General features: G+C 61.5%; 20 protein-coding genes and 1 pseudogene. 5 read left to right on the top strand and 16 right to left on the bottom strand.

The window, feature by feature from the left end; all coding sequences use genetic code 11:
- The first annotated feature begins 10 nt into the window (after positions 1-10).
- From NL154_RS30875 to pdxA, 3 genes are all read left to right on the top strand, one after another.
- On the top strand, positions 11-1,201 hold the full coding sequence (locus NL154_RS30875; protein WP_210633709.1) for a sialidase family protein: 1,191 nt from the start codon (positions 11-13) through the stop codon (positions 1,199-1,201).
- Between the two features lie 354 nt (positions 1,202-1,555).
- Positions 1,556-2,689, top strand: coding sequence for an iron-containing alcohol dehydrogenase (locus NL154_RS30870; RefSeq protein ID WP_210633707.1), 1,134 nt, complete (start codon positions 1,556-1,558; stop codon positions 2,687-2,689).
- Positions 2,690-2,768: 79 nt separating this feature from the next.
- Complete coding sequence (gene pdxA / locus NL154_RS30865) at positions 2,769-3,752, top strand: 4-hydroxythreonine-4-phosphate dehydrogenase PdxA (protein ID WP_210633706.1); 984 nt, start codon at positions 2,769-2,771, stop codon at positions 3,750-3,752.
- 62 nt (positions 3,753-3,814) lie between these two features.
- Here the strand turns inward: pdxA and NL154_RS30860 are convergent, their stop codons facing one another.
- Both NL154_RS30860 and NL154_RS30855 read right to left on the bottom strand, forming a co-directional pair.
- Positions 3,815-4,297, bottom strand: a complete 483-nt coding sequence (locus NL154_RS30860; protein ID WP_210633704.1) for an RES family NAD+ phosphorylase — start codon at positions 4,295-4,297, stop codon at positions 3,815-3,817.
- Complete coding sequence (locus NL154_RS30855; protein ID WP_221156024.1) at positions 4,294-4,725, bottom strand: antitoxin Xre-like helix-turn-helix domain-containing protein; 432 nt, start codon at positions 4,723-4,725, stop codon at positions 4,294-4,296. Before NL154_RS30855 ends, NL154_RS30860 begins: the two co-directional genes overlap by 4 nt.
- 149 nt (positions 4,726-4,874) lie before the next feature.
- Here NL154_RS30855 and NL154_RS30850 point away from each other — a divergent pair.
- Positions 4,875-5,544, top strand: a pseudogene (locus NL154_RS30850) (hypothetical protein); the annotation flags it as partial.
- On the opposite strand, the gene glpK reads toward NL154_RS30850, so the two are convergent.
- The 10 genes from glpK to NL154_RS30800 form a co-directional block, all read right to left on the bottom strand.
- Entirely contained in the window at positions 5,489-6,991 is a 1,503-nt protein-coding gene (gene glpK / locus NL154_RS30845) for a glycerol kinase GlpK (protein WP_434734679.1), read from the bottom strand. The pseudogene NL154_RS30850 and the gene glpK sit on opposite strands and share 56 nt — an antisense overlap.
- 153 nt (positions 6,992-7,144) lie before the next feature.
- A complete protein-coding gene (locus NL154_RS30840) occupies positions 7,145-8,869 on the bottom strand; it encodes an ABC transporter substrate-binding protein (protein ID WP_210633699.1) in 1,725 nt (574 codons plus the stop codon).
- Positions 8,870-8,946: 77 nt separating this feature from the next.
- Positions 8,947-9,228, bottom strand: coding sequence for a DUF2160 domain-containing protein (locus NL154_RS30835; protein WP_064806467.1), 282 nt, complete (start codon positions 9,226-9,228; stop codon positions 8,947-8,949).
- A 13-nt stretch (positions 9,229-9,241) separates the two neighbouring features.
- A complete protein-coding gene (locus NL154_RS30830; protein WP_210633698.1) occupies positions 9,242-10,069 on the bottom strand; it encodes a carbohydrate ABC transporter permease in 828 nt (275 codons plus the stop codon).
- A gap of 14 nt (positions 10,070-10,083) precedes the next feature.
- Entirely contained in the window at positions 10,084-10,950 is an 867-nt protein-coding gene (locus NL154_RS30825; protein ID WP_210633696.1) for a carbohydrate ABC transporter permease, read from the bottom strand.
- A gap of 3 nt (positions 10,951-10,953) precedes the next feature.
- Positions 10,954-12,024 (bottom strand): ABC transporter ATP-binding protein, encoded by a 1,071-nt coding sequence (locus NL154_RS30820; RefSeq protein WP_210633694.1) that lies wholly within the window; start codon positions 12,022-12,024, stop codon positions 10,954-10,956.
- 9 nt (positions 12,025-12,033) lie between these two features.
- Positions 12,034-13,131: an ABC transporter ATP-binding protein gene (locus NL154_RS30815; protein ID WP_210633692.1), complete on the bottom strand. Its 1,098-nt coding sequence runs from the start codon at positions 13,129-13,131 to the stop codon at positions 12,034-12,036.
- A 42-nt stretch (positions 13,132-13,173) separates the two neighbouring features.
- Positions 13,174-14,688 carry a glycerol-3-phosphate dehydrogenase gene (gene glpD / locus NL154_RS30810; RefSeq protein ID WP_434734678.1) on the bottom strand — a complete coding sequence of 505 codons (1,515 nt, stop codon included), beginning with the start codon at positions 14,686-14,688 and terminating at the stop codon, positions 13,174-13,176.
- Between the two features lie 121 nt (positions 14,689-14,809).
- Positions 14,810-15,583 carry a DeoR/GlpR family DNA-binding transcription regulator gene (locus NL154_RS30805; protein WP_085781425.1) on the bottom strand — a complete coding sequence of 258 codons (774 nt, stop codon included), beginning with the start codon at positions 15,581-15,583 and terminating at the stop codon, positions 14,810-14,812.
- Positions 15,584-15,694: 111 nt separating this feature from the next.
- Positions 15,695-16,612: a DMT family transporter gene (locus NL154_RS30800; protein ID WP_210633797.1), complete on the bottom strand. Its 918-nt coding sequence runs from the start codon at positions 16,610-16,612 to the stop codon at positions 15,695-15,697.
- A gap of 73 nt (positions 16,613-16,685) precedes the next feature.
- On the opposite strand from NL154_RS30800, the gene NL154_RS30795 reads away from it, so the two are divergent.
- Positions 16,686-17,615, top strand: a complete 930-nt coding sequence (locus NL154_RS30795; RefSeq protein ID WP_434734677.1) for a LysR substrate-binding domain-containing protein — start codon at positions 16,686-16,688, stop codon at positions 17,613-17,615.
- Positions 17,616-17,675: 60 nt separating this feature from the next.
- Here NL154_RS30795 and NL154_RS30790 read toward each other — a convergent pair whose 3' ends face one another.
- The 4 genes from NL154_RS30790 to NL154_RS30775 form a co-directional block, all read right to left on the bottom strand.
- A complete protein-coding gene (locus NL154_RS30790; RefSeq protein WP_210633688.1) occupies positions 17,676-18,131 on the bottom strand; it encodes a GNAT family N-acetyltransferase in 456 nt (151 codons plus the stop codon).
- A gap of 76 nt (positions 18,132-18,207) precedes the next feature.
- Positions 18,208-18,729 carry a DUF992 domain-containing protein gene (locus NL154_RS30785; protein ID WP_210633686.1) on the bottom strand — a complete coding sequence of 174 codons (522 nt, stop codon included), beginning with the start codon at positions 18,727-18,729 and terminating at the stop codon, positions 18,208-18,210.
- Positions 18,730-19,057: 328 nt separating this feature from the next.
- Positions 19,058-19,222: a DUF1328 domain-containing protein gene (locus NL154_RS30780; protein ID WP_003571841.1), complete on the bottom strand. Its 165-nt coding sequence runs from the start codon at positions 19,220-19,222 to the stop codon at positions 19,058-19,060.
- A 98-nt stretch (positions 19,223-19,320) separates the two neighbouring features.
- Positions 19,321-19,848 carry a hypothetical protein gene (locus NL154_RS30775; protein WP_434734676.1) on the bottom strand — a complete coding sequence of 176 codons (528 nt, stop codon included), beginning with the start codon at positions 19,846-19,848 and terminating at the stop codon, positions 19,321-19,323.
- Between the last annotated feature and the right edge of the window lie 103 nt (positions 19,849-19,951).

Raw genomic sequence — 19,951 nt, 5'->3', positions numbered from 1 at the left:
GAGACCCGCCATGCGCTTTACCGGACTGCCCCCCGAAGCCGTTCCCGCCCTGATGACCGGGGCCATCACAGCCCACCCCGCTGTCGAGGGCCGCGCAGACACCTATCTGCCCTCGCCCTGCATCCAGAACCACGCGGCAAATCTCGCCTTTCTGCCCGATGGCGCGCTGACCTGCGTCTGGTTCGGCGGAACTATGGAGGGCATGGGCGATATCTCCATTTACATGTCGCGGCTGGCGCCGGGCTCCGAGCGCTGGTCCGAACCGGAGAAGATGAGCGACGATCCGGAGAAATCCGAGCAGAACCCGTTGATTTTCAATGCTCCTGACGGAAAGACATGGCTGCTTTTTACCTCGCAGACCTCGGGCAATCAGGACGGCTCCGTTGTCAAATGCCGGATCTCCGATGACGGCGGCCGGACGTTCGGCCCGGTCCGTATCCTCTGCGACAGCCCCGGTACCTTCGTTCGCCAGCAGATCGTCGTGAACGACAGAGGCGAATGGCTGCTCCCAATCTTCCGCTGCGTCGGCCTCGACGGCCGGCGCTGGAGCGGCGACGCCGATACGGCAGCGGTGTTGATCTCGCGCGACGGCGGCGCGAGCTGGCAGATGAACGACGTTCCCGACAGCATCGGCGCCGTGCACATGAACATCCTTCCACTCGGCGGCGGCGAGATGATCGCCTTCTACCGCAACCGTTTCGCCGAGACCGTTCTTTCCAGCCGATCGAACGACGGCGGCAGGACGTGGAGCGCTCCGGAGCCCACGGACCTGCCGAACAACAATTCCTCGATCCAGGCCACAGTCCTGGATGATGGAGCGATTGCAATGGTTTATAACCATTCGAATGCAGCCATGTCGGATGCACGGCGCCAGTCTCTCTACGATGAAATCGAGGGCGACGAGGCCGGAGCGACAGCTACCGTTCCTGCTTCCGATGTCGGCCGCAAGGCGGTCTGGGGTGTCCCGCGTGCGCCGCTGAGCCTCGCGATATCGAGGAATGGCGGCAAGAGCTTTCCGCATCGCATGGATCTCGATACCGGCGATGGCTTCTGCCTCAGCAACAATTCCAAGGATTCGCTGAACCGCGAATTCTCCTATCCCTCAGTCGTCCAAGGCGGCGACGGCACACTCCATATCGCCTACACATACTATCGGCGCGCCATCAAATATGTGCGCCTCGCCCCACAATCCTTGCCGTAAGCGAGGCGGCGGCTGAGCAATTGTAAATCTGCGTCCGGAGAGGGAGAAGAACGCGGGATTCAACGGCTTCGACCGGTCGAACGGCTTGAGCTTGATAACAAGTTCGACTGGCTCCTCGAACATACGATAGGCAGGTTCGGCCTGAGCGGATTATTGGAATTCAAAGACAGAGATCCGATAACGTGCAGATTTACCTGATGTTTATGTATATTCTCTCCGCATGAGAGCTTCAACGTTCCGATATCAGGCGACAAAATTTTCAGCCCTCTGGAATGCCGACTTGACATTGACATTACAACTTTACATTAAAGAGGGCGACATTGTTGCCGCAAGATCCGCAGGGAGGACTGATTCATGGCCAGCTTGGGTTCGCCAATCACGATAGTTCGGCCGCATTTGATCGAGTTCGGCATCGGCACGGCGGGAAAGCTCGGCAGATGGGCTGCCGAAAAGGGCTACAGGCGCACGCTTGTGATCTCGGATGCGTTCAACGCTTCGCGCATCGATGTGCTGGAACTGAAGGGCGAGGTCACGGTGTTTTCCGAGGTGACGCCCGAGCCGGATACGGCCAACCTCGACAAAGTATTGGGAGTGGCTAACGCCGCCGATGCCGAGTTGATCGTCGGCTTCGGCGGCGGCAGCGCCATGGATCTGGCAAAGCTCGCCGCCGTTCTTGCCGGCTCGACGCAGACGCTGCACGAGGTTGTCGGTCCGAACAAGGTCAACGGCCCGCGCAAAGTCGGGCTCGCCCAGGTGCCGACGACGTCCGGCACCGGCAGCGAGGCCGGCATCCGCGCGCTCGTCACCGATCCCAAGACGATGGCGAAGCTCGCCGTTGAAAGCTTTCATATGCTGGCCGACATCGCCATCGTCGATCCGGCGCTGACCTTCAGCGTGCCGGCGCGCACCACCGCCGCAACCGGCGTCGACGCCATGGCCCATTGTGTCGAAGCCTTCACCAACCGCAAAGCCCATCCGATGGTCGACATCTATGCGATCGAGGGAACGCGGCTCGTCGGCAGATATCTTGCCCGTGCCGTCAAGGACGGCGGCGACGCGGAGGCGCGCGCCGGTCTCGCGCTCGCCTCCCTTTACGGCGGCTTCTGTCTCGGCCCGGTCAATACTGCCGGCGGCCATGCTCTCGCCTACCCTCTCGGCACGCGCTGGCACGTGGCTCATGGTGCCGCGAATGCTCTGATCTTCCCGCATGTTCTCGCCTTCAACACGCCGGCAGCCGCGGAGAAGACGAAAGCGGTGATGGCGGCGCTCGGCTACGAAACCGCGGAAAACATCGCCTCCGTCTTCGATGCGGCTTACGCTTTCTGCGCCGAACTCGGCATCGAAATGAAGCTCTCCGGCCTAGGCGTGCCGGAAAGCGATCTCGATGCGATGGCCGATGACGCCTTTGCCATTCGCCGGCTGCTCGACAACAATCCGCGCGATCTAACCCGCGCCGACATTCGCTCGATTTACGCGGCCGCCTTTTAAAGCATGATGCCGAAAAGTGTGGGCGGTTTTCGACATCATGCTTCGGACCTAAGCAACGGTTTCAGAAGGAACTCGATTGATGGACAGGAATGCGAAAGTCGCCGTGACACTCGGTGATCCCGCCGGCGTCGGCCCCGAAGTGATCGTCAAGGCCTTGGCGGCGCTTCCAAGCGAAGAGCGTCGCGATTTCGTTATCGTCGGCAATGTGGAAGCGCTGGAGCGGGCCGATCGTGTTACCGGCTCGGGCCTGAAATTCGGACCCGCCGAGGCCGCCGGCGACAGGATCGCGGTCGACGAGGTCTCGCTCGGCGCCGCCCTGCCCGAGATCGGCAAGGTCAGCCCGGTCGCCGGCGATGCCTCGGTGCGCTACATCACCCGCGCCGTCGATCTCGCCATGTCGGGACAAGCCGATGTCATCGTCACCGCGCCGATCAACAAGGAAGCGATGAACCTTGCCGGCCATCACCATGACGGCCATACCGGGCTTCTCGCGCACCTCACAGGCTCGAAGAGCTCCTTCATGCTGCTCGCTTCCGAGCGGCTGAATACCATCCACGTCTCGACCCATATCTCCCTGAAAGGCGCAATCGAACGCGCCAAGACCGAGCGGGTGCTCGCCACCATCGAAGCCGGCCACAGGCATTTCCTGCGCCTGGGCAAAAAGGCCCGCATTGCGGTCGCCGGCCTCAATCCGCATTGCGGCGAAAATGGCCTGTTCGGCACCGAGGACATGGAATTCCTGGCGCCGGCCGTCGAGCAGGCGCAAGCAAAGGGCATCGACGTTGTCGGTCCGATCTCCGCCGACACGGTCTTCGCCCGGGCCTATAACGGCGCCTTTGATCTGGTCATTGCCCAGTATCACGATCAGGGCCATATACCGATCAAGCTCGTTGCCTTCGATACGGCCGTCAACGTCTCGCTCGGTCTGCCGATCGACCGCGTCTCGGTCGATCACGGCACCGCCTTCGACATCGCCGGTACCGGCAAAGCCAATCACGTCAACATGCTGTCGGCTATTGCCTATGCCAGGCTGATGGCCCGCTCGCCGCGCCAGAAGACCTGATCGCAACATTAGAGAGGAGCGACAGCGCCATTGCTCGGGGGAAACGTTTTCCTGCTGCCGCGTCACATGCCGAACAGACGGCGATCCCAGAACACTGGCTCGTGGAGACTCGCCGTGATCGAGGAGAATTCCGGATGCGCCGGATTGATCAGCACGTTGCGGTCGACGCGGGCGACGACGCTCGGCACCAGCAGGATAGCGCTGCGCTTCTCCTGGCACCAGCCTTCGCCGAAGTCCTTGCTAACGCTGGCCGGCATGCTGTCCCAGCCCGAGAGCGCGGGCTCGGAGAAAACCTCGTAGCTAACCCCGCGCGGTATGGTGATGGTGACATAATGCTGGTTGGGCGGCAGCCGCCCGCTGCCATGCACGAGCTTTTCGAGAAGCGCCGTCGAATAGTGTTCGCTCGTGTAAATGATCGGGCTGCCTGCCGTATTCCACCGCCCCGGCGCGATGGTCGAGCCGGTGGCGTCGAAGATCGGATAGGTTCCGTCAGGATCTCCGATGCGGACAGATGTCAGCGTGCGATCCAGGCGTTGCGCGCTCACGCAGCACTGCCGTATTTCAGGCTTCCGAGGATATCGAGAACGAGTTCGCCGCCGATTTCGCTCTGGATAACGACGTCGATCGGCCGCCTGTCCTCCAGCATCGCATGGGGGCGGAACAGGAAATCTCGCGCCTCGATGTCGCTTTGCCAGACATCGAGCGCCAGCCCCCAGACGCGCGCGAGGCGAGCGAGCTTTATGCCCTCGTCGGAGGAAAGCCGATGCTTGGACTTGCGCCGCTCATAGGTGGCCTTCGGCACCAGTCGGTACTTGAACTGCGCATCGCTCGGTGCGAGAAGCAGCGCCATCCGGTCAAGCGCCTTGACCGGCAATCCCTCCTCGATGCTGGAAAGCAGCCCGAAGGCCGAACGCGAGGCCGGCTCCCTGGCTGGCAAGCCGAGAACATCGGCAACGACTGCAAATCCGGTCATGCAATTGGCTCCAATTCACTTGAGGTTATATTTAGTCTCAAATGAGCCAATGTTCAATAGCCTGTCTGCATGCGCGTCATACCGCTATGTTGCAGAAAGACACGAACAGCGAAGGAGGTTGCCTATGTCACCGCGGGACGCCTGATCCAGACGGGACTCATCTTCTCCACTTCACCATGCTTGGCCTTTTTTCGCTTAGAGAAATGACAGTCGGCGATGCCATCGACTTCTGGCTTGCGTTTCTGGGAACACTGGGCATCACGCCGGATCACGTAACGATCCATCCGGACCACCTGCTTGAATGGACGCCGTTCTATAGTGGCGCGTGCCCGTCGTTCCAGATTCGCAATGCATCTGGAGCGATGGCAGCATCACGGGATACTGCACCGAGTTCTACAAAGATGGGTCGAGATCGGAAACATCGTCAATCCGCTCAGAAGCTGCATAGACGTCGGCTTCGGCGGGGAACGTCTCGATATGATCGTCAACGGCACGCCGCAAAGCGATGCGCTGGAGACATTGTGCGAGACCGTCACGACAATCGTGGAAAGCGGCTATCGGCCAGGCAACAAGGAACAGGGATATGTTCTGCGGAAATTGCTCCGCCGCATCCATAAGATGGGCGGCACGCTCGACCATCCCTTCTTTAAGGACGAAGTCGAACGCCAGAAGCGGCTCCGCGTTAAATATCTGCGCCTTCGCGACCGCTATTCCGCCATGAGTGCGGATTGGTGGTTTGACACCCACGGCATCGATCTCGCCGCTATCCCGCCGCCGTGTCCGAAATCATGCGCGACACGGCATTCTTCCAACCGATGATCTTGGTCTGCCGCTCGCCTTCCTCCATCGAGGGATTGAAGCGGCGGTCGCAGGCCCAGGCCTGTGCAAACTCTCGCCTGCCGGGCCAGATGCCGGCCTTCGAGCCGGCGAGCCAGGCGGCTCCCAGCGCCGTCGTCTCGCGGATCGCCGAGCGGTCGACGGGATTTCCCGTGATGTCCGCCAGGCACTGCATCGTCCAGTCGGACGCGGCCATGCCGCCATCGACACGCAGGACGGTTTCCAACTGGTTGGCGCCCCAGTCCTTCTTCATCGCAACGAGCAGGTCGAGCGTCTGGTAGGCGACGGATTCAAGCACGGCGCGGGCGAATTCCGCCGGCCCGCTGTTGCGCGTCAGGCCGAAGATCGCGCCGCGCGCGGCTGGATCCCAATAGGGCGCGCCGAGGCCGGTGAAGGCCGGAACGATATAGACCTGCTGGCCGGGGTCCGCCTTGGTCGCAAGAACCCCTGCCTCGGAAGCCTGGCTGATGATGCCGAGGCCGTCGCGCAGCCATTGCACGGCCGCACCCGCAATGAAAATCGAGCCTTCGAGCGCATAAGTCGTTTCGCCGTCGAGCCGGCAGGCAATGGTCGTCAGCATCCGGTTGGAGGAGGAAACGCGATCCCGGCCGGTGTTCAGCAGAGCGAAGCAGCCGGTGCCATAGGTGGATTTCATCATGCCAGGATCAAAACAGGCATTGCCGACGGCCGCAGCCTGCTGATCGCCGGCGACACCGAGGATCGGAAGCGCGGCGCCGAACAGCGCCTCGTCGACCCGGCCGAAATCATCGGCGCATTCCCTGACCTCGGGCAGCATGGCGGAGGGAATGCCGAGAATGCCGAGAAGCTCCTCGTCCCATGCCCCGTCATCGATATTATAGAGCAGCGTTCGCGACGCATTGGTCGCATCGGTAGCGTGCACGCGACCATCAGTCAGCTTGTAGATCAGCCAGCTGTCGATCGTGCCGAAGCAGACCTCGCCCGCCTCCGCCTTTTCCCGCAGGCCATCGACATTGTCGAGCAGCCAGCGCAGCTTCGTGCCGGAGAAATAGGGATCGAGCAGCAGGCCTGTCTTGGCACTGAACAGCTTCTCATATCCGTCGGCCTTCAGGCTCTCGCACATTTCGGCCGTGCGCCTGTCCTGCCAGACAATAGCGCGGTGAAGCGGCGCGCCGGACTTGCGATCCCAGACGACTGCCGTCTCACGCTGATTGGTAATGCCGATCGCCGCGATCGCGGCGGCGTTCATGCCGGCATCGGCGATCGCGCTGCGCACCGTGTCGACGACGGACTGCCAGATTTCGGCGGCGTCATGCTCCACCCATCCGGGCTGCGGATAATATTGGGTGATCTCCGCCTGCGCCGAGCCGGCCATTTTCATGCCGCCATCGAAGATGATGGCGCGTGAAGACGTCGTGCCCTGGTCGATCGAAAGAATATAGCCGCTCATACATCCATCTCCGGCTCGCACGAAACCGCTCAGCCTGCCGCTCAGCGGCAGGACGCCGGGTTTGATGAGAGAAAGATTGTGGGGTGCCACCGGCTTGCTGCCGGTGGCAGGAAGTGATGGCCGGAGGCCTCGTCGCCTCCGGCCGGGTCCGCCTTACTTCTTCTGCCAGCTCTTGACGAGCTCGTCGTAGTTGACGGTCAGCGGCTTTTCCTTCTCGTTCTCGATCTTCAGCTGCGGTGCCAGGTTGCCCTTCTTAACCGCATCCGCATTCCAATAAGCGAGATCATGCTCTTCGGCGAGTTTCGGACCGATATCGCCCTGGACCTTGGCGCGTTCCAGGCGCTGCAGCACCTTTTCCTGCTCGGAGCAAAGCGAGTCCATCGCTTCCTGCGCCGTCTTGGCGCCGGAAGAGGCGTCACCGATCGCCTGCCACCACAGCTGCGCGAGCTTCGGATAGTCAGGAACGTTCGTACCGGTCGGCGACCACTGCAGGCGGGCCGGCGAACGGTAGAATTCGATCAGGCCGCCGAGCTTCGGCGCGCGATCGGTGAAGGACTTATGATCGAGCGTCGACTGGCGGATGAAGGTGAGGCCCATGTGGCTCTTCTTCACGTCGACAGTCTTGGAAGTGACGAACTGGGCATAGAGCCAGGCCGCCTTGGCGCGATCGACGGGCGTGGACTTCATCAGCGTCCAGGAGCCGGCATCCTGATAGCCGAGCTTCATGCCGTCCTTCCAGTAGACGCCGTGCGGGCTTGGTGCGAAGCGCCATTTCGGTGTGCCGTCCGCATTGACGACCGGCAGGCCTTCCTTGACAAAGTCGGCCGTGAAGGCCGTGTAGGTGAACATCTGCTGGGCGACTTCACCTTGCGAGGGGACCGGTCCGGATTCGGAGAAGGTCATGCCCTGAGCGGCGGCCGGTGCATAGGCCTTCATCCAGTCCAGATACTTCTGGATGGAATAGACCGCTGCCGGGCCGTTGGTGTCGCCGCCGCGTGCGACGCACGAACCGACAGGACGGGAGTTCTCGTCGACCTTGATGCCCCATTCGTCGACCGGCTTGCCGTTCGGAATGCCCTTGTCACCGTTGCCGGCCATCGAAAGCCAAGCGTCGGTGAAGCGCCAGCCGAGCGACGGGTCCTTCTTGCCGTAGTCCATGTGGCCATAGACCTTCTTGCCGTCGATCTCGCGGCCGGTGAAGAACTCGGCAATATCCTCATAAGCCGACCAGTTGACCGGCACGCCGAGATCGTAGCCGTACTTCGCCTTGAAGTCCGCCTTGTTCTTCTCGTCGTTGAACCAGTCGTAGCGGAACCAGTAAAGGTTAGCGAACTGCTGGTCCGGCAGCTGGTAAAGCTTGCCATCAGGCGCCGTCGTGAACGATTTGCCGATGAAGTCGTCGACGTCGAGACCAGGATTGGTGACATCCTTGCCTTCATTGGCCATCCAGTCGGTCAGCGAGCGGGCCTGCTGGTAGCGCCAATGGGTGCCGATCAGGTCCGAGTCGTTGATGTAGGCGTCGTAGATGTTTTCGCCCGACTGCATCTGCGTCTGCAGCTTTTCCACCACATCGCCTTCGCCGATCAGGTCATGGGTGATCTTGATGCCTGTGATCGCGGTGAAGGCCGGAGCCAGCACCTTCGATTCATATTCATGCGTGGTGATCGTTTCGGAAACGACCTTAATGTCCATGCCGGCGAAGGGCTTCGCGGCATCGACGAACCACTGCATTTCCTTTTCCTGGTCGGCGCGGGTAAGCGTCGAGAGATCACCGACTTCCTTGTCGAGGAACGTCTTGGCCTCGTCCATGCCGGCATAGGCCGATGCTGTCATCGCCAGCAGCAAGCCTGCTGTCGTCGTCAATAAGTGCCGTCGCATAATATCCTCCCAGGGTTTGCGATTGCAGTCACGTCTCAGGCGGCCAGTACCCCCGGCCATCTGTCTTCTCCCTGCCGTTACACGTAGCGGAACACGCCAATGGCGTAGACTACGGAAATAGCAAGAGCCCACCACAGGTTGGGCCCAGCGAGCCCAAGCCATGCAAGATGAATGAATGCTGCCCCAAGCAGCGAAATGAAAAGCCGGTCGCCGCGCGTCGTCTCGAACCGCAGCACGCCTGTGCGCGGCGTGCCGCCCGGCGAAAAATATTCCCAGACGCTCATGGCTATCAGCAGCGCCAGGATCGTCAGGAAGAACAGCGCCGTCGGCAGTGTCCAAGCCATCCAGGAAAAATTCATGGCCGTCTCCTCCTCAGACGCGGCCCAGGGCAAAGCCCTTGGCGATGTAATTGCGAACGAAATAGATGACGAGCGCGCCTGGAATGATGGTCAGCACGCCGGCTGCCGCCAGTACGCCCCAGTCCATGCCGGCCGCCGAAACCGTGCGTGTCATGATCGCCGAGATCGGCTTTGCCGCGGTCGTCGTCAGCGTGCGGGCCAGCAGCAGTTCGACCCAGGAGAACATGAAGCAGAAGAAGGCGGCGACACCGATCCCGCTCGCAATCAGCGGCATGAAGATCTTCACGAAGAAGCGCGGGAAGGAGTAGCCGTCGATATAGGCGGTTTCATCGATCTCCTTCGGCACGCCAGACATGAAGCCTTCGAGGATCCAGACTGCCAGTGGCACATTGAACAGGCAGTGGGCGAGCGCCACGGCGATGTGCGTGTCGATCAGGCCGAAGGCGGAATAGAGCTGGAAGAAGGGCAGTGCGAAGACGGCGGGCGGCGCCATCCGGTTGGTCAGCAGCCAGAAGAACAGGTGCTTGTCGCCGAGGAACCGGTAGCGCGAGAAGGCATAGGCCGCCGGCAGCGCCGCAAGCACCGAGATAACAGTGTTCATCACCACGTAGATGATGGAGTTGATATAACCGCTATACCAGGACGGATCGGTGAAGATGACGGCGTAGTTCCGGAGCGTCGGGTTTTGCGGCCACAGCGAGAAGGCGCCGGTGATCTCGGCATTCTCCTTGAAGCTCATGTTGATCAGCCAGTAGATCGGCAGGAGCAGAAAGACGATGTAGAGCGTCGTGACCACCCAGGAGAAATTTCCGGCGGGCTTGTATTTCATTGTCGCAGCCATGGATCTCTCCTTTCTCAGGCGTTGGCGTCGCTGCTGGTCATGACCGTGTAGAAGATCCATGACAGCAGCAGGATGATCAGGAAGTAGATGATCGACATCGCCGCGGCGGGGCCGAGATCGAACTGGCCGACGGCCATCTTCACGAGATCGATGGACAGGAAGGTCGTCGAGTTGCCGGGGCCGCCGCCGGTGACGACGAAGGGCTCGGTATAAATCATGAAACTGTCCATGAAGCGCAGGAGCACGGCGATCAGCAGCACCCGCTTCATCTTCGGAAGCTGGATGTAGCGGAATACGGACCAGCGCGAGGCGCCGTCGATCTTGGCGGCCTGATAATAGGCGTCGGGGATCGAGACGAGGCCGGCATAGCAGAGCAGCACGACGAGGCTCGTCCAGTGCCAGACATCCATGACGATGACGGTGACCCAGGCATCGACGGGATCGCGGACATAGTTGTAATCGAGGCCGAGCCCTTCGAGCGTATGGCCGAGGAGGCCGATATCGACACGTCCGAAGACCTGCCAGATAGTGCCGACGACATTCCACGGGATGAGCAGCGGCAGCGCCATCAGAACGAGGCAGACCGGAACGCCGATACCCTTCTTCGGCATGTTGAGCGCGATGAAGATGCCGAGCGGAATTTCCAGCGCCAGGATGATGAAGGAGAAGAGCAGGTTGCGCTCGAGCGCTTCCCAGAAGCGGTCGGAATGCAGCGTCTGGACGAACCAGTCGGTACCTGCCCAGAAGAACTCGTTGTTGCCGAACGTATCCTGGACCGAATAGTTGACCACGGTCATCAGTGGGATGGCGGCCGAGAAGGCCACGAGCAACAGCACCGGCAGGACCAGAAACCAGGCTTTGTTGTTCCACGTCTTCTGCATGGCTCAGGCCTCCCTGCCGACACGCCAGCTGTCGGCGTAAATGCTGATGGCGGACGGATCGAAGGTGACGCGAGCATCCGTGGGGATGTCCGTATCCTCCTGCACGACGATCGCAATCGGCTGGCCGGCGAAGCGAGCGCGCACGATCTTCTGTCGACCGATATCCTCGATCTTGGTGATGGTGATCGGCATGCCTTCCCGCCCGAGGCGGATGAATTCCGGGCGGATGCCGAGCTCGGTCTTGGAGCTACCTGCAGTCTTCGGCGCGTAATCGAGCGCCAGCACCTCGTCTCCGACCTTGACGGCGCTGCCGTCGATCTGCGCCGGCATGACGTTCATACCCGGCGAACCAATGAAATAGCCGACGAAGGTGTGGCTCGGCCGCTCGAAGAGTTCGGCGGGCGTGCCGATCTGAACGATCTGGCCGTCATACATGACGACGACCTTCTCGGCGAAAGTCAGCGCCTCGGTCTGGTCATGGGTGACGTAGACCATGGTGAAGCCGAACTGCTTGTGCAACCGTTTCAGCTGCGAGCGCAGCACCCATTTCATATGCGGATCGATAACGGTCAGCGGCTCGTCGAACAGAATGGCGTTGACGTCGTTGCGCACCAGGCCGCGGCCGAGAGAGATCTTCTGCTTCTGGTCGGCCGTCAGCCCCTGCGCCTTGCGCTTGGCCCAGCCGGCAAGGTCGATCATTTCGAGAATGTCGCGCACGCGCCGGTCGACATCGGCTTCCGCCACGCCGCGGTTGCGCAGGGGGAAGGCGAGATTGTCGTAAACGGTCATCGTGTCGTAGATGACAGGGAACTGGAAGACCTGCGCGATGTTGCGGCTCTGCGTCGAAAGATTCGTCACATCCTTGCCGTCGAAGAGGATGCGGCCATGCGAAGGCTGCAACAGACCGGAGATGATGTTGAGCAGCGTGGTCTTGCCACAGCCGGAAGGACCGAGCAGCGCATAGGCGCCGCCGTCGTTCCACTCGTGGTCGACTTCCTTCAGCGAATAATCATTCTCCGTCTGCGGATTGGCTCCGTAGGCGTGGCGGATATGGTCGAGCGTAATGCGTGCCATTGTGCTCTCCTATGCCTTTCCGGTCGTTGCGGCATCGCGGCCGGCCGAAGCGATGGCGCGGCCGTCGGCGCCGAAGGCCAAGAGGTGGCGCATGTCGAGGAAGGCCTCGATCTCCATGTCGGGATCGATGTCGTGAATCCCGTGCGCCAGCATTACCCAGCGCACGCCATCATATTCCAGGTGAACGAAGCTCTCCGAACCGGTGATCTCCGAAACCAGCGTGCGCGCCTGCAGGCAGGCCGCGTCACCCGTCTGCGGCTTGAAGCCGAGATGATGCGGGTGAAAAGCGACCGTCACCGGCCCGTCCGGCACGACGGCCAGATGCGGGGGAACCGGAAGGGCTGCCCCGCCCGGACGCGTAAAGGCATTGCCGGATTTGGTGACGTCGAGCGTGTTTAGCGGCGGGTCGGCGAAGATGCCGGCGGTAGCGAGGTCGGCAGGCCGGCGGTAAACATCGATCGTCTGCCCGAACTGGGTCACCCGGCCTTCGTTCAATGTCGCCGTGTTGCCGCCGAGCAGCAGCGCTTCGGACGGTTCGGTCGTGGCATAGACGAAGATCGCGCCGGATTGGGCGAAGATCTTCGGCAGCTCTTCACGCAATTCCTCACGCAGCTTGTAGTCGAGGTTGGCAAGCGGCTCGTCCATCAGCACGAGGCTGGCATTCTTGACGAGCGCGCGCGCCAGCGCAGTGCGCTGCTGCTGGCCACCGGACAGGTTGAGCGGCGTGCGATCAAGATAGGGCGTGAGCTTCAGAAGCTCGGCCGCCTTGCGCACTTCGCGGTCGATGGTGGCGGCATCCTTGCCCGATATGCGCATCGGCGAGGCAATGTTCTCGTATACGGTCAGCGCCGGATAATTGATGAACTGCTGGTAGACCATGGCGACATTGCGCTTCTGCACCGGCATGCCAGTGACATCAGCGCCGTCGAAACGGACGGAGCCGGCGGTCGGACGGTCGAGCCCGGCCATCAGCCGCATCAGCGACGTCTTGCCCGACAGCGTCGGCCCGAGCAGGACGTTCAGCGTGCCGCGCTCGAGGACCAGATCGGTCGGATAGATATGATAGTCCGCGCCCACCATCTTGGCGGCGTTTCGCAGTTCCAGCATTCCGATTCCCGTGCCTCCACGCAGCGGGGACCACACGCCACCTTATCCGGCCATCGCCGGTATGGCAGCCATGTACTCCTCCAGTGACTGAGCCTGTTCCTTCGAAAGGCGCAGACCATCCTTTGTTCTCCTCCACAGCACGTCTTCGGCGTGCCGGGCCCACTCATGTTCGACGAGGTATTTGACCTCGGCTTCGTAAAGATCGGCGCCGAACAGCTGCCCGAGGTCTTCAATGCCGCGGGCATCGCCGAGCAGCGTCTCGGCCCTGGTGCCGTAGCGGCGCACCAGCCGGCGCGCATGCGGATCGGCAAGGAAGGGGTAACGCCGCTTCAACTTGGCGACTTCGCCCTCATAACCCTGGACCGCGAAATTGCCGCCCGGCAGATGGCTCTTTGCCGTCCACGGGCTGCCCTTGACCCCGATCGCGGCACCGATTTTCTCCAGCGCATTCTCCGAAAGCCGGCGATAGGTGGTGAGCTTACCGCCGAAGACGTTGAGCAGCGGCGCAGCCCCGCCTTCGCCTTCCAGCTTCAGCACATAATCGCGTGTCGCCTCCTGCGCTTTCGAGGCGCCGTCATCATAAAGCGGCCTGACCGCCGAATAGGTCCAGACGATATCTTCCGGCCGCACCGGTTCCTTGAAATATTCCGAAGCCGCGTTGCAGAGGTAGACGGTCTCTTCCTCGGAGATCCGGACGTCCTTGGGATCGGCGGTGTAGTCGCGGTCGGTGGTGCCAATCAGGGTGAAATCGCCCTCATAGGGAATGGCGAAAATGATGCGGTTGTCAGGATTCTGGAAGAAATAGGCACGGGGGTCGTCGAACTTCTTCCTGACGACGATATGGCTACCCTGAACGAGACGAACGTGGTGGGCCTCGTTCTGGCCGAAGGCGGAACGGATGACATGATCGACCCAAGGACCGGCGGCATTGATCAGCATGCGGGCCTGATGGCTGTCATTGCGGCCAGTCACCGTATCGGTCGTTTCAATGTGCCAGAGACCATTCTCGCGCCGCGCCGACACCACCTTGGTGCGCGGCAGGATGGCCGCCCCTTTGTCGGCTGCGTCGCGGGCGTTCAACACGACCATGCGGGCATCATCGACCCAGCCGTCGGAATATTCAAACGCCCTCGTGAACAGCGCCTTCAGCGGCTTGCCGGCCGGGTCCTTGCGCATGTCGAGTACCGACGTCGCCGGCAGCAGCTTGCGGCCGCCGAGATGATCGTAAAGGAAGAGGCCGAGTCGGATCAGCCAGGCCGGGCGGATGCCGCCCTTGTGATAAGGCAATACGAAGCGCAGCGGCCAGATGATGTGCGGCGCCATCGCCCAGAGGATCTCGCGCTCCATCAGCGATTCGCGCACCAGCCGGAACTCGTAATGCTCGAGATAACGCAGGCCGCCATGAATCAGCTTGGTGGCGCCGGACGACGTGCCGGAGGCAAAATCGTTCATCTCCGCCAGCGCGACGGAATAACCGCGCCCGACGGCATCGCGCGCAATGCCGCAGCCGTTAATGCCGCCGCCAATGACGAATATGTCGTGTATCTCCCGGCCCAATTGCCCCTCCGAGCCCACTGCTGATTTCGCATCGCACAAAACTTGCGCGATTGCGAAAGTGATAACAGTTAAAACGAAAGGAATGCGAATGTCAAACGAATGTTTGTTCCATTCGCGTGACCTAGCGCGATCTGGTGCTCGTTTCGATCAGCTTCACATTGTTTTCGAGGCAGAGATTGCGGATGGACGGCACCGGACAGTGGTCGGTGATGAAGGTATGGACCTGGGAAAGCTGGCCGATCCGGACCGGCGCGGTGCGTTCGAATTTCGTCGAATCGGCAACGAGGATGACATGCCGGGCATTGGCGATAATCGCCTGCGCGACCTTCACTTCGCGAAAATCATAATCGAGGAGCGCGCCGTCAATATCGATTGCCGATGCGCCGATGACGGCATAATCGACCTTGAACTGCCGGATGAAATCGACCGCCGCTTCGCCGACGATGCCGCCGTCCGAGCCGCGCACGACGCCGCCGGCGATCACCACCTCGATGGCCGGAAAGAGACGCAACCTGTTGGCAACGTTGATATTATTGGTGATCACCATCAGCTCGTGGTGATTGGCGAGCGCCTCGCCCACCGCTTCGGTCGTCGTGCCGATGTTGATGAAAAGCGAGGCTCCGCTCGGGATCAGCTCGACTGCCGCCATACCGATCGCCTGCTTCTCCGAAGCGGCGATCTGCCGCCGCGCCTCGTATTTGACGTTCTCCGTTCCGCTCGGAAATGTCGCGCCGCCATGAATGCGCGTCAGCACCTGCGCGTCGCAGAGATCGTTCAGATCCTTGCGGATTGTTTGCGGCGTCACCGAGAAGCGGGAGGCGAGCTCCTCGACCAGAACCCTGCCGCTCGATTTCGCAATCGCCACGATTTCAGTTTGTCGGTCGGTCAAGAACATCCGCGCCCCTTTCGCTCTGCTTTCGTTTTTAAAGAAAGCGAACGGCAGCGCAATGCCTATTTGTCAGTTGCCCGACTGCGGCACTCCGAACGTGGCGGCAGCGCGATACGGTTATCGTTTCCGCATCACGTTGACCACGAGCACGCCAAGGATCGCCATGACGCCGCCGGCAGCACCCAGTGCGGTCGGCGTCTCACCCAGCCCGACGAACCCGATCAGCGTTGCGACAGGCGGGACGCCGTAGAGAAAATTCGAGGCGCGCGCAGCGGTCAGCCGCTTCAAGGCGATGGCCCAGGTAAGATAGCCGATCGCAGTCGGGAAGATGACGAGATAGGCAACGCCCCAATTGACCTCTGCCGGCGCCGCCGCCAGCGCGCGGATCGTCGCCGGGACGGCCGGAAAGAGTGGCACGGAGCCGATCAACAGGATCCAGGCGGTGACGGCAAGCGCCGGCAGGCGAGCGAGCAGCGGTTTCTGCAACACGCTGGCGATCGCCGAGCAGAGCGCCGCACCGAGGATCAGCACAGCGTTCGGATCGAGCGTGAAGCCGCCGTCGGAGGCGACGGCGATCAGCGCCACGCCGCCGAAGGAAACCGCGGTGCCAACCCAGCCCCAGCGGCCGAAACGCTCGCCGAGCGCGAATGTGGCAATCAGGGCGGTGAAGACGGGCATGGTATTAATGATGAAGCTCGCCGGCCCCGCCGCCACGGTCTGCTCGCCGGTGTTCAGGAGAACCGCATAGGCGGCGATGAAGAGGACGGCAGCGACCGAGAGGCGGACGAATTCACGCTTTTCCGGCATCGGCCGGTAGATGGCGAGATAGACAAGGGCGAGGACGCCTGCCGCCACATAACGCGCCGTTGCCAGTTCGATCGGCGTCAGCGGCCCGAGACAGATACGGATCACCACGAAGGAAGAGGCCCAGAAGAGAATGGTGACGACAATCGCCGCAAAGGCGATCAGATCGAAGCCGCCTTGCTGTTTTGCCGAAACCGGTGCGCTTGCCGCCATGCTCATGTTCGCCTCCATCTGTGCGTGCGACAACGAATTAGGGCTTCGATACATGCTTGAAAAGCACCGCAATCGATGATCAAATGTGCGCATGGTTCACAGCTCGCCAGTGCTCCCACCGCTCGATACGCTCGAGACCTTTGCCCGCGCCGCTCGGCTCGGATCGTTTTCGGCCGCGGCCGAGGAAAGCGGGATCACCCATGGCGCCGTATCGCGGCAGGTCTCGCGGCTCGAGCGCTGGATGGGCGTGCGGCTCTTCGCGCGTGAAGCTCGCGGTGTGCGCCTCACCCCGGAGGGCATGCGGTTCTTCGCACGTGCCGAGGAAGCTCTTTCCCTGCTCGGGAACACCGGCGAGCGCTGGCTGCCACGGCCGAACAAGGCGGTGGTGCGCCTTTCCGTTACTCCGTCCGTCGCCTCTCTATGGTTGTTTCCGCGCCTGGCAAAGCTCGAAGGAAATGAGCTGCATGTCGAATTGACGCTCGAACACCGCCTGGCGGATTTCGGCGAAGGCACGGACCTTGCCGTCCGCTGCGGCAAGGGACCATGGGCGGGCGTGCGCGCCCTGCCGCTGTGGCAGGAGAAATCTTTTCCGATCGCCTCACCGACAATGGCAGCACGACTCGGGCAACGCTCGGATGCGCTTTCGCTGCTCGATCTGCCGATTCTTCACGACTCCAATATCGAGGGCTGGCGGCGCTGGCTAGCGTGTGAGGGCGTCGACTATACGCCGCGTGGTCAGGACCGACGCTTCGAAGATTACAATCTGGTGGTCGATGCCTGCGCGCAAGGGCTCGGCATTGCGCTTGCGCGGCCGCCGTTGTCGGATGCTGCGCTTGCCGCCGGGCGCGTCGTCGCAGTGTCACAGCGCACCCTCGATTCCCATGTCGCTTTTCACCTGATCCGGCCGGACGATGCATTGAGAAGTCCTGCCATCGAATTCGCCAGCCGCTTCCTACGCGAAGCCGACCATGACGAGACGGCGATCAACGCCTTTATCGCGCCCGGCAAGCCGAAAGCGTAAACAGAAAACGCGCCGCCGCGCACATGCCTCAGCCGTGTGTAGGCGCTTCGGCTATGCGGCTCACTCCACAGGAAACTTCAGGCGCATTTCCTTCGCCAGCTCGAAGCCGGCGCTGCGATAGACTGGCTCCCCCACATCCGAGGCATGAATGACGGCAGTCGTGCAGCCGATGGATTTCAGATAATCAACGGCCCTGTTCGTCAGCGCCAAAGCAATGCCGCGCCGGCGGAAAGCCTCGGCGACATAGACGGACCAGATATAACCGTGCAACCGCTGCTCCGGCCGAATGACTTCCGGAAACGGCGATTGGTGCAGCTGACAAGATACGGAACCGGCGATTCCATCGTCCACAACGGCGAGGCGTCGCTCCTGGCGACCGCTTCTCAAAAACGCCAATATCCGCGCCGCCGCGTCCGGCCTGTAATGTTCCGGCGGCGTGCCATAGCTGTCCCAGATTTTCAGATAGTGGCCGACCAGGATCTCATCCTCGCCCGGCGTTGCAATTCGGATATCCATCGTTTCGTCGCCAGCAAGCCAACCCAATAATCTCGTGGAGCCCCCGCCGCGTCGCGGCAGGGGGCGACAAAACCCGTCAATCCGCCGGTGTCAGTGTCATCGACGCGCTGCCGGCCGCGACATTCAGGCCGAGCTGGCCCGTCAGGCTGACCGTCTGCAGATGGATTGAACCGGAGGTGCCACCGACCAGGAGGTTGGCGCCGACGCCGGCACCGACCGTCGCCTCTGCGCTGGCGCCGACATAAAGTCCGGCGAGCGACCCACGATGATAACCAGCCGTCGGCGCAAACACCGCCCAGATCAAGCGACTGCGCGTGGTGAAGCCGAGGTCGATGCCAAGCTTTCGGATTTCGCCGGTGTAGTGATCGAAAAGCTCATTGCCGACAATTGACTGAAAGACGCAATCGGCTTCCTTGGACGAACCGAGCACATATCCCGTGCCGCCGCCGATATCGCAAGTGAGATAACCGATCTTCACGCCATTGCGCAGGTCCGGCTCTTCATAGGTTCTGGTGACAGGGTCGGCGGCATTGGCCGCCCCCGCGCCGAAAAACGTCAACGATACCGCGGCAAACGCCGCCGCAAGAGTTGTTTTCATAAGTCTCTCCTTCTCAAATCGTGACGGGAACACCCGGCTGGCGGCACCGGATATCGGAGGGGACTGCAGAGCAATCCCGGACGGCGCCGTTTTCGCGTCGCGTGTCAAAGCGCGTGGGAAGGCGCAAGCGACAGCCCCACGGTTCAGCCCCATTGGGACATTTCGAAGGCACATGCGACCAGCATGCGGTCTTTCACGATCTTGTTAGGGATGGTTGCACGAAAAGCACATTCGCTCGAAGCGAGTTTCACCGACCACTGCGGGACCATCAAGGAAAGCAAAACCCGGCGATAATTATCACCGGGCTTTTATACTTGAACCATCTTCACTATACTCTGCGCATGAAGCGCATGACAAGCGAGACGACGAACAACACCAGGAAAATGAAGAACAGAACCTGGGCAATGGAAGCTGAAGCCCCTGCAATGCCGCCAAATCCGAGGACGCCGGCAATCAAGGCCACAACGAGAAACACCAGAGCGTAGTAAAGCATCGCAATCTCCTTTTACGTTGCTGCGGAGATAACGGCGGCCGTCCGGTTTGGTTCCCTCACTCTCATGGCCGGCCGATGGAACGTCGCATCGGCGGCTTTCAGCCGAAATGAAAGACGCCGCTGTACATCCGGTCGCCCTCGGTCGGTTCGGGAGGTTCGGCCGCATCGAGGTAAGTTTTGAGCGGCCCGGTCAGCACGAACCAGACACTTGCCCCGAGCATGAAACAGGCGCCCACCGGATCATCGATGCGGGCGATGAACGGAAGGCAGGCGGATGAAAACAGCATGATGATCCGCACCGACCATTCCGCCTCCCGTTTGGCGACGGCGCGCGCCCTTGACGATTTGTATTCCCGGGCGCCATAGGCGCTTCCCCCTGCCTTGACCGCCGAAAGCAACTTCTTGGCTGAAGGCAGGGCCAGCATGATCAGCGCGGCAATGCTGAGCGCGAAAGGCTTGCCCGTCATGACCTGTCCGCTCGCGATAAGGAGAAAGGATAGCACGACAAGGTTCCACGTCGGCTCCAGCAGCTCCGGCGACTGCCGTGTACGAATGTGCCACTGCCGCAGCAAGCCTGCCGCGCCGTTCAATAACGGCTGATCGATATGACGATTGATCCAGTCCATGCTGATGTGCCCGCCCCGATTGTTTGAAGAAGGCCCGAACACCATGGAAATGGGTCATCATCGTGGCAGAGCGCCGGCAATGTCGGCCGGCGCTCTTCTTCGT

It is taken from the genome of Rhizobium sp. YTUHZ044, from assembly GCF_051123975.1.
In the GTDB taxonomy this organism is placed as follows: domain Bacteria; phylum Pseudomonadota; class Alphaproteobacteria; order Rhizobiales; family Rhizobiaceae; genus Rhizobium.
Note: the sequence above shows the minus strand (reverse complement) of the source record. Positions and strands in the feature narration are given on the sequence as shown.

Excerpts from the sequence above, each read along its gene's own strand:
- NL154_RS30875 (WP_210633709.1), top strand. The coding sequence starts at position 11 with ATGCGCTTTACCGGACTGCCCCCCGAAGCCGTTCCCGCCCTGATGACC.
- NL154_RS30870 (WP_210633707.1), top strand. The coding sequence starts at position 1,556 with ATGGCCAGCTTGGGTTCGCCAATCACGATAGTTCGGCCGCATTTGATC.
- pdxA (WP_210633706.1), top strand. The coding sequence starts at position 2,769 with ATGGACAGGAATGCGAAAGTCGCCGTGACACTCGGTGATCCCGCCGGC.
- NL154_RS30855 (WP_221156024.1), bottom strand. The coding sequence starts at position 4,725 with ATGACCGGATTTGCAGTCGTTGCCGATGTTCTCGGCTTGCCAGCCAGG.
- glpK (WP_434734679.1), bottom strand. The coding sequence starts at position 6,991 with ATGAGCGGCTATATTCTTTCGATCGACCAGGGCACGACGTCTTCACGC.
- NL154_RS30840 (WP_210633699.1), bottom strand. The coding sequence starts at position 8,869 with ATGCGACGGCACTTATTGACGACGACAGCAGGCTTGCTGCTGGCGATG.
- NL154_RS30835 (WP_064806467.1), bottom strand. The coding sequence starts at position 9,228 with ATGAATTTTTCCTGGATGGCTTGGACACTGCCGACGGCGCTGTTCTTC.
- NL154_RS30830 (WP_210633698.1), bottom strand. The coding sequence starts at position 10,069 with ATGGCTGCGACAATGAAATACAAGCCCGCCGGAAATTTCTCCTGGGTG.
- NL154_RS30825 (WP_210633696.1), bottom strand. The coding sequence starts at position 10,950 with ATGCAGAAGACGTGGAACAACAAAGCCTGGTTTCTGGTCCTGCCGGTG.
- NL154_RS30820 (WP_210633694.1), bottom strand. The coding sequence starts at position 12,024 with ATGGCACGCATTACGCTCGACCATATCCGCCACGCCTACGGAGCCAAT.
- NL154_RS30815 (WP_210633692.1), bottom strand. The coding sequence starts at position 13,131 with ATGCTGGAACTGCGAAACGCCGCCAAGATGGTGGGCGCGGACTATCAT.
- NL154_RS30805 (WP_085781425.1), bottom strand. The coding sequence starts at position 15,583 with ATGTTCTTGACCGACCGACAAACTGAAATCGTGGCGATTGCGAAATCG.
- NL154_RS30800 (WP_210633797.1), bottom strand. The coding sequence starts at position 16,612 with ATGGAGGCGAACATGAGCATGGCGGCAAGCGCACCGGTTTCGGCAAAA.
- NL154_RS30795 (WP_434734677.1), top strand. The coding sequence starts at position 16,686 with ATGGTTCACAGCTCGCCAGTGCTCCCACCGCTCGATACGCTCGAGACC.
- NL154_RS30790 (WP_210633688.1), bottom strand. The coding sequence starts at position 18,131 with ATGGATATCCGAATTGCAACGCCGGGCGAGGATGAGATCCTGGTCGGC.
- NL154_RS30785 (WP_210633686.1), bottom strand. The coding sequence starts at position 18,729 with ATGAAAACAACTCTTGCGGCGGCGTTTGCCGCGGTATCGTTGACGTTT.
- NL154_RS30780 (WP_003571841.1), bottom strand. The coding sequence starts at position 19,222 with ATGCTTTACTACGCTCTGGTGTTTCTCGTTGTGGCCTTGATTGCCGGC.
- NL154_RS30775 (WP_434734676.1), bottom strand. The coding sequence starts at position 19,848 with ATGGACTGGATCAATCGTCATATCGATCAGCCGTTATTGAACGGCGCG.